The sequence below is a fragment of the Pseudalkalibacillus sp. A8 genome (genome assembly GCF_045920555.1).
Classification (GTDB): domain Bacteria; phylum Bacillota; class Bacilli; order Bacillales; family Fictibacillaceae; genus Pseudalkalibacillus.
Genome location: NZ_CP174509.1, coordinates 5144145 through 5157382 on the forward strand (window position 1 = coordinate 5144145; position 13238 = coordinate 5157382).

Consider the following 13238-nt stretch of genomic DNA (forward strand, 5'->3'; position numbering starts at 1 on the left):
CTTAAAAATCTATACTATATGGGGCTGCTTAAGAGGCAGCCCCCTCATATTTAGGGTTCAGTGTACGATTTTGAGTTGAGCTGGATCGGTTTTCACCGTCTTGTCATCTACCGTCACTTCAGCCCATACATCAATCGATTCGACATCTCCTACATCGGTTTCCAAATATAAAAGTTTGTTTTCATACTGGGTGTCGAAACTTACCAATTCAGGTTCGCTGCTGAAGTACTCTACACTCGCCTCAGCAAGATCCAAAGGCTTTCCGTCACTCATTTTTCCGGTGACGATCATCTCGGTCAATTCCCCAGGCTTGATCTCTACAGGCGATAATTCTAGCTGGGCATTTTCCAGGGTTGCTTCTGTTTCTTGTTCTTCAACCGTCAATTTCGCGTCTGCCCAAGCACCGTGACCATGCCCGATGCCGTCGCCAGCTTCCTTCATGACCAGCTTCAACTCTTCTTTTCCCCGGATATCCAGGCTGATGAATTGTGCCGGTGTGCTCCGTTTCATCCTTTCAGTTTCATAGACTTTCTCGCCATCCAGCCACACCTCGAATTGGAAGAAGCGGCCATCCCGATCAGCGTGCTGCTCGACTCCGACATAGGTTTCAAACAAATCGAAATCCCATTCTGAAAGGTCATAGACGATTTCAGAGTTGGCATGGATCCCGAGTCCCTTGTCATAGATGACAGGTCCGTTTTCGCCCATCAGCGTGATCTTAGGGCCTGCGACGGATTGGTCTTTATTGACTGTGCCCCATCCGGTCGTCGCTGACTCCCAGTTGATATCACTCAGATGGAGATAGGAGACGGGCTCGAACTCGATTGTGTAGGTTTCGCTCAAGAATCCATCGGCAGTCGATACATGGATTTTCGTTTCACCAGGCAGCTGTTCAGCTTCCTCGATTTCGATTGTGAGGTCATCCCGTGCTGGTACGACTTCCACTTCAGGGACAGACTGCTCCACGGCTGCTGAGAACGTCTTCTTATAGTTGGTGATATCCGAGTGGAACTTTTCAAGGGATTCACCATTGACCTTGATGTCCTTCAGCAATTCTAGGTCGATCTGTTGTTTGCTTAATTCCATTGCCGATTGGCCAGTCTCGATCGGCTTCAACGTGTAGTTATACGAATACGTCTGATCGGCGTAAAGCATATATTGAGGCAATGCCGTGCCGCCCCAGCTATTCCAGACACCCATTTGCTTATGGTTGACGGTCAATACGATGTCATCAAGCTTTTCCAGTTCATAAGGATGTGCAGCCTGTTCGATGTCGTCCTCCGCAAAATGAAGAGCTGAAAATTCGAATTGAGGCAGCCCTCCTACCATTAATCCGGACCCATCATCGTTCGTCAATGTCACCCATCGGACATCCGATTTGTTACCGGATTCCTGCGGGCGAGGATAATGGAAGAACTGCTCGTCCACCGTGCTGTTATAAATCCCTACAGGTGCACCGTCTTTACGGTCCCAGTAGGTGTCATGCATGCCGCGACCATACCAGGTCAGATTTTCAAATTTTCCAGGCAGCATCAGCTCCATGCCGACTGCAGGGATTTCAGAAAGTGAATTGTCCGGTTTCACGGTGCTCCGGACGACCACTTCTCCGCTGCCATAAATGAAGTAGCCAAGCCTGTACTGGGAATCGCCTGTTGCAGGGAGGGCAGCATCCACCTGAATATGGACGACCTTATCACTGATCTCCCTTACTGAAATATCGTTCACGGCCATGTCCCGTCCCGCATATTGCCAAGGTCCGTTCCTGCTTAACATGCCGTTCATCAAATCATTATCGTTCCGCGGGCGCCAGAAGTTCGGCATCGGACCTTGTTTGAATAATTCTTCACCTTTGTGTTTGAAAGAGGTAATCGTCCCCTGTTGCTTGTCAAAAGTGATATCAAAGGATTCCCCTGTGACCTTCACAGACGCATCTTGTTCATCTACATCGATTGCTGGCATATTTTCCGTATCAAATCCAGGTGCTTCCGGAGCATCATATGGCATTTTGAATTGATGATGAGCAACCTCATGCCCTTTTTCAGCCCATGAGGTATCCTCTGGCAATGTAAAGCTGAGGTCCAGCCAGTATTCTGTTCCAGGTTTCAACTCCGGCTTCACGATCGGTAGCGTGATTTCCTTTGTCTCACCCCCTGGAAGATCGATGTCCAGCTTTCCTTCCTGAAGGACCTCACCATCTGCTTTCAACGTCCATTTTGCATCGAATTCCTTCAAGTTTGTGAAGAGGTTTTCATTCCATAGTTCAATTTGATTGTTTTCCAGATCGGTATCTTTCACTTTGATATTTTGATAGACCGTTTTGACATCATAGAGTTCAGGCTGAGGTGTGCGGTCCGGATTCAGCAGTCCATTCATCAAGAAAATACCGTCATTGGCATAATCTCCCCAGTCGCCTCCATAAGAAAAGAAGGTGTCTCCTGTATAATCCCTGAGGATTGGCAGTCCATCGACACCGCCATCAACCGGCAGCCTCAACGACTGGTCGACAAAGTCCCAGATGAACCCACCCTGTAGGTTCGGATACTTGTCGATCAACTCCCAGTACTCTTTGATGTTTCCGACGCTGTTCCCCATCGCGTGGACATATTCACACATGATCAACGGGCTCAGACTTCCGGATTTTCCGTGATTTTCTAGCGTCGAAAGACTCGGGTACATATAACTCGTAAAATCTGCGAGACCATTATCCTGCTGGAAATGGAGAAGGCGGGTCGGGTCATAATCCTTGATCCATTCTGATGCATCCTTGAATACTTGACCTGAACCTACTTCATTCCCCATTGACCAGAAAATGACGGACGGATGGTTCTTGTCCCGCTCGACTATCGTTTTGATCCGATCGAAGACCGCATTGCTCCAGTTCGGGTTGTTCCCTGGGAACGGCCGCATGTCATGGGATTCATTATTCGCTTCATCAAGAATGTACAGTCCATATTCATCTGCCAGCTCATAAAACCTCGGATGGAAAGGATAATGCCCTGTCCGAACAGCATTGATATTGAACTTTTTCATGAGCTTGATATCTTCAATTAATTGTTCTTCAGACATCGTATACCCTGTGTCGGGATGGACCTCGTGTCGGTTCACCCCTTTGATGACGATCGCCTTGCCATTGATCTTCACCTGGCCGTCATCCAGTTCAATCTCCCGGAAACCGACTTTATTGCTGAGGGTTTCGATCGTTTTTCCTGAAGAATCCTTCAAGTTGTAGACTAATGTATACAAGTTAGGGTTCTCTGCTGACCATTTTAAAGGATTTTCTACAGGAATCTCCTTACTGACAGCGTTTTCATTTTTTCCGTTGACTTCGAGCTCAACCGGTTGATCGAACACTCCCTGATCATTTGGATCATAAAGCATGGCCTCGACCGTATAATCTTCTAATCTATTTTTCTTTGCATAATCAACGACATCCCCATTGATTTTCAAAGTTGCATCCTCATACGATTCATCCAGATCCGTTTCGATTTTAAAATCATTGAGATGTACGTCCGGGGTGGAATAGAGGTACACATCACGGAAGATTCCGCTCAGATCGATCATATCCTGATTTTCCAACCATGCACCGTCAGACCATCGATATACTTCAACGGCTAGGGTGTTGCTTCCAGGCTTAAGATAATCCGTGATGTTGAATTCAGCAGGAGTGAAGCTGTCTTCGCTGTAGCCCACCTTTTCACCGTTCACCCATACGTAAAATGCGGATTTTACTCCCTGGAATGAGATGAAAGTCTCTCGTTCCTTCCAGTTGCCTGGTACCGTGAATTCATAACGATAGGACCCGACCTCATTATGTTCAACGGGTACTTCCGGCGGAGCAATCCGTCCATGTCCCTGCCACGGATGGCGTTGGTTCAAATAAATGATCTCCCCATATCCGTGAACCTGCCAGTTGCTCGGTACCGGGATCGTAGCCCAATCCTTATCATTGAAATTTTCTTTATAAAAATCCTTCGGCCGTTCATTAGGGTTCTCCGACCAGTTGAACTTCCAATCACCGTTTAAAGATTTAAAATATCTGGAGCTCTCTACATCCCCTTTGACAGATGATCGTTCATTATTGAATGGAATTGTCTTGACACTTGCAGGTTCCCGATTCACTTCAAACGTTTCGGGTGTTCCCTTCCACTCTGTAGAGCCATCTTCTTGTGCAGCAGTGGTAACGGGATGGCTGCCTAGCATCACAAGGACCATAAGAAAAATGAGCACAAATAAACCTTTAATTAACTTCAATACTTTTTACCTCCTTGATTCATAATGAAGAAAAGCAATAAGTAAGCACACCCCCATAACTTAGTTAATAAAATTAATTTATAAAGTGTATGCATGTTCCCTAGGATTCGTTTGTAATCCATTATCCTACTTTGAAATCATTCAGTAAAATCGAAAATTCTACATTTTTTTCACTAATCAAGTATTTATATAGGACTAACCACCTAATTTCTTTGTGCGAGAATGTCGATTATTGAGAGATCATCCGGATACTTGCAAGTCAAACACAACGTATTTCCTGTTTATTTAAATAGAGCAAATCATTTACATGTTGATAACTAAAAAGCCGCAAATAAGGTGTAAAACGCAATTGTTCAACACCTTATTTGCGACAAGAATCGGTAGGAGAAAGACTATAGTCCGCTTTTCTTTTTCGACAGGACCTGTTATAGGGACAGTCAGAATCTACCTTCTTAAATGAATTCAAACTCTAAAACCCTCCCCTTCATTTGCTATGAAACTCTTAAACTGTTATTCAATACACCACAAAACATCAATCAAAAAATGATTGATCAAATGAACCAAATGAGTCATGAAACCCTGCCATCACATGAAACGAACCCGGGTTCGAAGATGGTATTCAATGAAACTGCTTCAACGAGAGAAGATGGGATGAACAAAGTCTTTTCTTCAGCCGATCAATCGGAACAACAAGTTTTCGATTTTGATCAGGACCACGAAGTAATCCTCTCACCAAAGATAATGAAGTAAACGATTGACTCCCTGGATGTAAGTATACGACAAGCTGCAAATAAAATTGGAATCGCTCATACCACCCTATCACGTTATATAAAGAAAGCGAACAAGCGCCAAAATAAGAACAATGATAAAAAAATGCTTAATTGGCTGAGGCAAAAAAGGCAACAAAAAGATTAAATAGAATTTGTTAAAGAGGTATTTAGAAAGATAAAATCGCCTTGTTCACCCATAGGGTGGAGAAGGCGATTTTTGTATCGTTAGTAATCTTGACTAATCGTTATAAAATGAATATAATAAGATCGGAAATCAGAAATCCAAGATGGTGAAAGTCAAAAAACATTGAGAGGGATTTGATCAGATGAGTGGCAGACCGCGTGAATTCAAAAACACCGACGTGATTGACGCTGCGATAGAGGTATTTTGGAAGCATGGATATGAGGCCACATCGGCTGAAGCATTATGCAAACAAACGGGCATCGGTCGTGGAAGTTTATACAATGCCTTTGGCAGTAAGTACGAACTTTACAAAGCCGCTTTGAAACGCTATCAAGATTTGGGGATCGAAGAGCAGAAAGCGTTGTTAGAGCGCTCCGATCGTCCAGTGAAAGAGCGGCTTCGTTCACTAATGGAGTGGGCGATGCAGTTGGATAAGTTGGATACTAAGGATGCCGATCGGCAAGGCTGTATGGCGGTCAATGCAGCTGCTGAGCGGGGAGGGCATGACGCAGCAGTGGCCGATTTGATCAATGACCATGTTCGCTTTTTGGAACAGACGATATGTCATCTGATCGTACTGGGTCAACGCTCAGGAGAAATTCCTGCAACCCGATCTCCGTTGGAGCTCACTCGGATGTTTATCAGCAGTTACTATGGTTTGCGCGTTCTCGGAAAGGTGGCCAACGATCAAGATTTGTTATTAGATATTATCGAGGGGACATTGTCTAGTTTGAGTACAACCAAAGCATAAACGATTATAAATGCAGAGGCGGATCGTTCACATCAGCTTCTTGCTTTTTTAACGATAATTTTGTAATGATCATTAAAAAAGGAGTTTTTTCTTATGCCTAAAGCTGTTTATATGCTCGGATTATTGATTTTCGCGATGACCACATCAGAGTTTATGGTGGGAGGAATGATGCCGGCTCTTGCTAATGAATTTGATGTTTCCATTCCGGCTATTGGCTATTTAATCTCTGCCTATGCCGTAGGGATGGTGATCGGGGGACCCATCCTTACCATTGGTTTATTAAAACTACCTCGAAAACAAGCGCTTTTAACCCTTTCCTTGATCTTTCTTGCGGGACAGATCATAGGGGCGCTGGCAACTACCTATGAGGTGATGATGGTTGCACGCATTATTACAGGGGTTTCTTCTGCTGCTGGATTTGCGGTATCGATTTCGATTTGTGCTAGTTTGGTTTCACCTCAGCTGTTGGGACGTGCTTCCTCCATTGTGTTGGGTGGCTTGATGGTAGCCACCGTGATTGGGTTACCCATCGCCACACTGGTCAGCCAGCAGTTTGGTTGGCGCACTAGTTTCTGGGCAGTTGTCGTTTTAGTATTGGTTGCCGGTGTGATTGTTCAGTTGATTCTCCCGCATTTGCCAAAATCGGCATCAATTCGTCTTCGTGATGAGTTCACGGCTTTCAAAAACCCCAGACTATGGGCGGCCTTTACCACCAGTGGTTTGATTATTGCTGCTACCTTTGCTGCCTTTAGCTATTTTACTCCGATATTCACGGAAGTAACCAGATTCTCTGCGGGGATGGTTCCGGTGTTACTATCCATGTATGGTGCAGCAACGGTGATCGGGAATATGATCACAGGACGTTTGGCTGATCGATTCACTATGCAAACCATGTTTGTTGGACTCATACTGATCGCCGTCTCTCTCTTTACCTTTGCTTTATTTGCCGATGTTCCGATCATCACGATCATCGCAGTGATTGTACTGGGGTTTGTCGGTGTCCCTATGAATCCCCCCATGGCGACCCGTGTAATGAGAACCGCCAATACGAGTACACTGGTCAACTCGATTCACGGTTCAATCATTAGTTTGGGTGTGGTGATTGGATCTTCGATTGGAGGAATGACCATTGATGCGGGATGGGGATTGGTGTCCCCTCTGTGGGTTGGTTTCATATTGGCGGGGCTAGGATTACTGTCCCTTCTCCCCTTTCTCAAAGAGGGTACAGCTACACAACCGGTTTCGGTCAATATTGAGTAAAGGGAAACACGCCTAGGTTGCTATGCAACAGCACTCGCCGATTCACAACTGTGATAAGGCGAGTTTTTTTTAATTTCTTTTCTTTTTCGTTGTCCTGTAGGTATTTAAGAAAGGGGTAGAACCACCTGCCCATCAAGCTAAGGCAAATCATTACCCCCAAAACGAATAAAACGCTATTCTTACTGTAACATGATGGAAAGGATGGTGTTTTTTGATGGTTTCAGACGAACTTACCCTCTTTTCACAGGAATTACAACGGTCTTTATCTCCACAAGCTCTCCAACAGCTGGCCAAAAAGGTAGGTTTTGTTCAAAGGACTAGTAGGTACCAAGCTAAAGATTTAATAGCGTTGTGCGTGTGGTTAAGCCAGAAAGTAGCGAGTACTTCCTTGACACAGTTATGTAGTTGTCTAGAATCTTCAACGGGAGTCTTGATAAGTCCTGAAGGACTTAATCAACGATTTAATCCTTCGGCTGTCAGACTCTTCCAACACATATTAACTTCCTTGCTTACTCAAAAGCTATCTACCTCTCAGATTTTTCCTCATCATTATGTTTCTCAGTTTCAGCGAATACGAATCTTGGATTCTACGACCTTTCAACTTCCGATGTGTTTGCCTCAGCCTATCAAGGATCTGGAGGCAGTAGCCAAACAGCGCGTAAAGATTCAATTAGAATATGATCTTCTCAGTGGCCAATTCCTGCATGTACACTCAGGACCAGGTAAACAAAATGATAGAACCTACGGTTCCACTTGCTTACAAACGGTACAAACAGGTGATTTAATGTATACACGATCTAGGATATTTTGACCTGAAAGATCTCCATCAAATGGATGAGAAAGGGGCTTATTATATTTCTCGTTTAAAATTAAACACTCGGATTGATCTAAGGAATCCTAATCCTGAATACTTCAAAAATGGAACGGTCAAAAAGCAAACCGAGTATATTCAATTAGATATGGAAGAAATCATGCATCAATTAAAACCAGGGCAAACCTATGAGATTTCTGATGTTTACATTGGCCAGTACCAAAAGTTGCCGAGTAGAGTCATTATCCATCGACTTACGGAAGAACAAACCCGAAAACGGTGGGAAAGCCAAGCGTTAAAGGAGAAAAAGAAAGGTATTATCATGAAAGAACGGAGTAAACGATTGAGTGCCATTAATGTATACGAAGGCAAAGCCAGGCCTCCTTTATCCTGTTTTGCCTCTGGTGACGCTTCTTCTTAAAAACCTAAATTAAATATCTAATGGACTAACGCAGAAGAAGCTATGATATTCAGCAAAAATAACACGGCAATTACATACATCAATGGGGACACTTGTTTCCACTGGCCGATCGCAGCCTTCATCAATGGATATACGATAAATCCAAAAGCTAAACCGTCAGCGATGCTTGATGTCAAAGGAATGCCGACAATAATTAAAAATGCGGGAAAGCCTTCTGAAAAATTATTAAAGGAGATGTTCTGCACACTTTTCATCATTAATGCCCCAATGATGATTAGAACTGGTGCAACAGCATTCCCAGGTATTAGCTGAATAACCGGCAGCGCTAGTGCAGCAAATCCAAACAATATCGCTGTTACTAGAGGAGGAATACCCGTTTTCCCACCTTCAGAAATTCCTGATGCACTCTCAGCAGCGGCAATAGTTGGGCTTGTACCAAAGAATCCCGAGGCAATCGTAGAGAGCGCAACTGCTTTGTATGCACGAGGAAACTTTTTTATATCCGTCAACATCCCACTTAGCAACCCCATGTTTTCAAAAAGAACAATCATGGTTAAGGAAAAAACGGCGATCCAGAAAGAGATTTGAAGAAAGCCAAATTCAGCCTGATAAAAAACCTGACCGTAAGCGTGAAAATCTACTTCCTTATCTATCATTTCTGTCTTACCGATCAGCAAAAACGACAGGACACTGGTAACGAAAATGCCAATCAATAAGCTTCCTTTAAAATTACGGACAAACAATATTAAAGTTATCAGTAGTCCTAATAATGTTGAAAATGTAACAGGATTTCCAAAATCCCCTAGTGCTACAAAAGTAGATTCACTGGGTTGAATGATTTCGCCTTTCTGGAGCCCAATAAATGTGAGAAATAGACCTATCCCTACTGTAATACCGTTTTTAATTGAGCCAGGGACTGTCGCTAATATCCTGTTTCCTAAAGGAGTGATACTAGCTAGAAAAAAGAGCAATCCGGATATGATCACTACAGCTAAGCCCTGCTGCCAGGTTAGTCCTAGAGATTGAACAATAGTGTAGCTGAAAAAGGCATTCACACCCATCCCTGGAATGATGTTAATCGGTGCATTAACCCATAGAGCCATTAACAAACAGCCGAAAATAGAGACAATGATCGTTGCCATGACACCAATGCTTAGTGAGATACCCGCATCTTTTAGGATTAAGGGATTAACTAAAATGATATATGCACATGTGAAAAAGGAAGTTACCCCTGCAGTCAACTCTCTTTTCAACGTTGTCCCGTGTGCTTCCAATTGAAAATATCGATTAAGATACTGAATCATAATTTCATTCCTCCATCTTAAACCCCTTACCCACCCGTTATACTTTTAAGCATAACCATATTTAGTAGATTCTCTTTTATAAATGAAAGTTTACCTATAGGTAAACCCGACATTCATCTCTTTCCAGCTTATTGCATCCGCTTTCTAAAATTACCGGTTCTTCTACATTGCAGCAATGATTTCTTTAACTAATTGCAAAAATTGAGCTTTGATCTTTTCAGTTGTTTCCATCACTTCGTTGTGCGTCAGTGATTGTTCGGAAATCCCCGCAGCCATATTACTGATACATGAAACGCCAAGTACCTCTATTCCTGAATGTCTGGCAACGATTACTTCAGGAACAGTTGACATTCCGACTGCGTCCGCTCCGAGTATTCCCAATAACTTAATCTCAGCTGGTGTTTCATAACTGGGTCCAAGTACCCCAGCATAGACACCTTCAACGACTTCAATTTTCTCTTTAACTGCTACTTCCTTTGTCAAAGTAATCAATTTCTTCGAATAAGCTTCAGACATGTCCGGGAACCTTTCTCCAAACTCCTCTTCATTCGGACCAATTAAAGGATTTTGCGAGGTCAAATTAATATGATCCTGAATGATCATTAAATCACCAGGCTTAAAGGAGTGGTTAATCCCGCCTGCTGCGTTCGTTACAATGATTTGCTTGACCCCAATTGCTCTCATGACACGGATCGGATATGTAACAGCCTCAAGTGAGTGCCCTTCATAATAGTGAAATCTTCCCTGCATCGCAATGACACGTTTTCCCTTTAAATCACCGATTACCAACTGTCCTTGATGGCCTGCCACGGTTGAAACGGGAAAATGAGGAATTTCCTCAAAAGAAATAGTCATTGGATTTTCGATTTCTGCCGCTAATACCCCAAGTCCTGATCCTAGGATTAAACCTATGGATGGGGATTAATCAATTCGAGAAAGTAAATATTCCTTTGTTTGTTGAACTTTTTCACTAATTTTCATGTTTTCCTCTCCTTTAGTTAAATTGAAATCCGTTAGAATCTCGCTATCTTCTCAAATTAATGTCAGATGTCTGACAAATAATAAAAATAAAAAAAATTGAACACTATGAGATCCCATAAAAGTGCTTGAGTTTATCTTGAAAGACTTGCCTGCAGAAAATTAACTTCGGCTATCACTTTCTCCTCATCAATAGTAAAGCAGCCACCGTCTTTCACAATCATCCTGCCGTCAATGTACACATCACATACATCACGTCCGCTTACAGCATAGAGTAAATGAGAATACGCCTCACTAAGCGGTTGTAAGTGAGCTTTATCATAAGGATAAATGGTAATAAAATCCGCCTTTTTGTCTGCTTCCAGTGAACCCGTATGACTCATGCCAATAGCTTCAGCCCCTATTCGTGTGGCCATGGCCAACGCCGTTTGTGCAGGGAATTTAGTTGCATCTTTATAAATACCTTTTTGCAGCAATGCAGCGGTTCTTGTTTCCTCAAACATATCAAAGTTGTTATTGGAAGCTACGCCATCCGTAGCAATCCCTACTTTAATCCCGGCATCAAGAAGACTAACAACATCAGCGATCCCTGACCCCAGCTTCAAATTGCTGATAGGATTATGAGCAACACGGACATCATACTCCTTTAATATCGCCCGTTCTTCGTCATTGAGTACCACACCATGAGCCATCACGGTTGGCTGATCAAAAAGACCTAAAAGTCGAAGATGCTCGACAGGACTAACCCCGTAACGTTTTTTGATATCTAGAACTTCAAAATCCGTCTCCGAAACATGAATGTGCACCATCAAATCATTCTCTTTAGCAATACGTACGCTTTCTACAATCGATTCTGGGGTACAAGCATATGGGCTATGAGGTGCCACCATAGTTGTTAAACGACCATTTGCAAAACTCTTATAGTTCTTGGAAAATCTCTCAGCTTCTATGAGATTCACTCTCTGTTCTTTTTCTGTACCAAAACTAAAAATCGTATAGGAAAAAGCCCCACGAATCCCTGTCTCGCCAATCGCTTGCATTACAGCACCCGGTTCTATACCATTCGGATTGAACATATCTGAGAATGTAGTTGTTCCCGATTTTAACATCTCCAATATACCAAGCTGGGCACTTACTGAAGCGATTTCTGTTGTAAACTGAGCCTCAATCGGCCAGATTTTTGTTTCCAACCATGGCTTCAACAACATATCATCTCCTATGCCACGTAAGAGAGTCATCACAATATGCGAGTGAACATTCACAAGGCCAGGCAGAACCCATTTTCCACCTAGATCGACCACTTGATCTGCATCTGCCATCCGATCTAGAGAATGCGGACCGATGTAAGAGATAAATTGATCTGCAACGATCATCATACCGTTTTCAAAGATTTGATTTTCCTTATCCATAGTAAAGAAGGTAGCGTTTACATAAACAGTTCTCAATAATATCTCTCCTCCAAAATCATTTCGATTGTCCAAAAGTTGTATAGTTGTATATAAACTTGTATAAAATTTATTAGTGAAAATAATAGCACACAATAAATCGGACAACAATATATTTTTTTAATAAACAAAAAACAGCGCATTTCAAAAGAAATTACACTGCTTTAAATGAATTGATTATCAACTTGAAAAATCGGTTCAATTATTTAGATGCATTGATCATTATTTGACTTAACTCAGCTGGTATATAGTATTTATTATAAACAACTGGATATTTGTCGCTGATGTATACACTTTCTAATATTAAATCACATTCATTTCCGTTGAAAATTTGATATTTTAGCGATGGTGAATTGATTGAGTTGGAACGCTTAATTTCGATAGATGATGAATTCGCAAGCTCATATACTTTTTGGTCAAGCATTTCTAATATTTGTTGTTCATTCTGTAAATCTAAATCTAATTCAGAAACTGCTTCTATTGCCATCATTGTAAAAGCATAAGCTACTACCAGATTACCTCTTTTATACCAGCGTTCAAAAGCAACAACTGCGGTCATATTACTACGATGTAATACTTGTTTGGCATAGTCACTTACTAGTTCGATTCTAAAATTTATTTCCACGTCTTCCACTTTTTCTGGGTAGCATTTATATAAGGGATTCCCCAACTTTTCCAGTCCAGGCATATTTTTATTTTTGTGGTACTTTGTAATAAAATTACCTTTACCATGGATATTTTTAACTAATCCATCTTCTTGTAAGAGGGACAAAGCATGCCTTAATGTCATTCTGCTGACACCAAATACTTTTGCCAATTCAGGTTCCGTTGGGAGCTTACTGTCAGGAGGAAACGTTCCATCCATAATAAGTTTATACAATTTATCATAAACAATGGCAAATAATGGACGTTTAGTTTTATTAAGATCATTAAGTTTATTATTCATTTTTATGCACACCTTTAAATAGAATTGCCTATTCATTATATAAACAATCTAAAATACAATACAAGTTATTCCCTGTTTATAATTCACTTATATAATACAGTATAAATTGTACGGTAC

The 13238-nt window shown here is 42.1% G+C and carries 10 protein-coding genes; 5 read left to right on the forward strand and 5 right to left on the reverse strand.

The window, feature by feature from the left end; all coding sequences use genetic code 11:
• Nucleotides 1–57 precede the first annotated feature (57 nt).
• On the reverse strand, nt 58–4251 hold the full coding sequence (locus ACJROX_RS25920; RefSeq protein ID WP_408008090.1) for a glycoside hydrolase family 2 TIM barrel-domain containing protein: 4194 nt from the start codon (nt 4249–4251) through the stop codon (nt 58–60).
• A 456-nt stretch (nt 4252–4707) separates the two neighbouring features.
• Between ACJROX_RS25920 and ACJROX_RS25925 the strand changes: the two genes are divergently transcribed.
• The 5 genes from ACJROX_RS25925 to ACJROX_RS25945 all read left to right on the forward strand — a co-directional run bounded on the left by ACJROX_RS25925 (nt 4708) and on the right by ACJROX_RS25945 (nt 8448).
• A complete protein-coding gene (locus tag ACJROX_RS25925) occupies nt 4708–5001 on the forward strand; it encodes a hypothetical protein (protein WP_408008091.1) in 294 nt (97 codons plus the stop codon).
• 346 nt (nt 5002–5347) lie between these two features.
• The gene (locus ACJROX_RS25930) at nt 5348–5956 is read left to right on the forward strand and encodes a TetR/AcrR family transcriptional regulator (protein ID WP_408008092.1); all 609 of its coding nucleotides are present in this window, start codon (nt 5348–5350) and stop codon (nt 5954–5956) included.
• A 93-nt stretch (nt 5957–6049) separates the two neighbouring features.
• Nucleotides 6050–7216 carry an MFS transporter gene (locus ACJROX_RS25935; RefSeq protein WP_408008093.1) on the forward strand — a complete coding sequence of 389 codons (1167 nt, stop codon included), beginning with the start codon at nt 6050–6052 and terminating at the stop codon, nt 7214–7216.
• A gap of 214 nt (nt 7217–7430) precedes the next feature.
• A complete protein-coding gene (locus ACJROX_RS25940; RefSeq protein ID WP_408008094.1) occupies nt 7431–8027 on the forward strand; it encodes an IS4 family transposase in 597 nt (198 codons plus the stop codon).
• 19 nt (nt 8028–8046) lie between these two features.
• Nucleotides 8047–8448, forward strand: coding sequence for a hypothetical protein (locus tag ACJROX_RS25945; RefSeq protein ID WP_408008095.1), 402 nt, complete (start codon nt 8047–8049; stop codon nt 8446–8448).
• 17 nt (nt 8449–8465) lie between these two features.
• On the opposite strand, the gene ACJROX_RS25950 is transcribed toward ACJROX_RS25945, so the two are convergent.
• From ACJROX_RS25950 to ACJROX_RS25965, 4 genes are all read right to left on the reverse strand, one after another.
• Nucleotides 8466–9752, reverse strand: coding sequence for an NCS2 family permease (locus ACJROX_RS25950; protein ID WP_408008096.1), 1287 nt, complete (start codon nt 9750–9752; stop codon nt 8466–8468).
• Nucleotides 9753–9914: 162 nt separating this feature from the next.
• The gene (locus ACJROX_RS25955; RefSeq protein ID WP_408011779.1) at nt 9915–10664 is read right to left on the reverse strand and encodes a purine-nucleoside phosphorylase; all 750 of its coding nucleotides are present in this window, start codon (nt 10662–10664) and stop codon (nt 9915–9917) included.
• A gap of 200 nt (nt 10665–10864) precedes the next feature.
• Nucleotides 10865–12139, reverse strand: coding sequence for an amidohydrolase family protein (locus tag ACJROX_RS25960; RefSeq protein WP_408011780.1), 1275 nt, complete (start codon nt 12137–12139; stop codon nt 10865–10867).
• Between the two features lie 238 nt (nt 12140–12377).
• Nucleotides 12378–13121 (reverse strand): GntR family transcriptional regulator, encoded by a 744-nt coding sequence (locus ACJROX_RS25965; RefSeq protein WP_408008097.1) that lies wholly within the window; start codon nt 13119–13121, stop codon nt 12378–12380.
• Nucleotides 13122–13238 lie beyond the last annotated feature (117 nt).

What these genes read in the sequence shown, in the direction of transcription:
- ACJROX_RS25925 (WP_408008091.1), top strand. Translation starts at nt 4,708, where the DNA reads ATGAATTCAAACTCTAAAACCCTCCCCTTCATTTGCTATGAAACTCTT.
- ACJROX_RS25930 (WP_408008092.1), top strand. Translation starts at nt 5,348, where the DNA reads ATGAGTGGCAGACCGCGTGAATTCAAAAACACCGACGTGATTGACGCT.
- ACJROX_RS25935 (WP_408008093.1), top strand. Translation starts at nt 6,050, where the DNA reads ATGCCTAAAGCTGTTTATATGCTCGGATTATTGATTTTCGCGATGACC.
- ACJROX_RS25940 (WP_408008094.1), top strand. Translation starts at nt 7,431, where the DNA reads ATGGTTTCAGACGAACTTACCCTCTTTTCACAGGAATTACAACGGTCT.
- ACJROX_RS25945 (WP_408008095.1), top strand. Translation starts at nt 8,047, where the DNA reads ATGGATGAGAAAGGGGCTTATTATATTTCTCGTTTAAAATTAAACACT.
- ACJROX_RS25950 (WP_408008096.1), bottom strand. Translation starts at nt 9,752, where the DNA reads ATGATTCAGTATCTTAATCGATATTTTCAATTGGAAGCACACGGGACA.
- ACJROX_RS25960 (WP_408011780.1), bottom strand. Translation starts at nt 12,139, where the DNA reads ATGGATAAGGAAAATCAAATCTTTGAAAACGGTATGATGATCGTTGCA.
- ACJROX_RS25965 (WP_408008097.1), bottom strand. Translation starts at nt 13,121, where the DNA reads ATGAATAATAAACTTAATGATCTTAATAAAACTAAACGTCCATTATTT.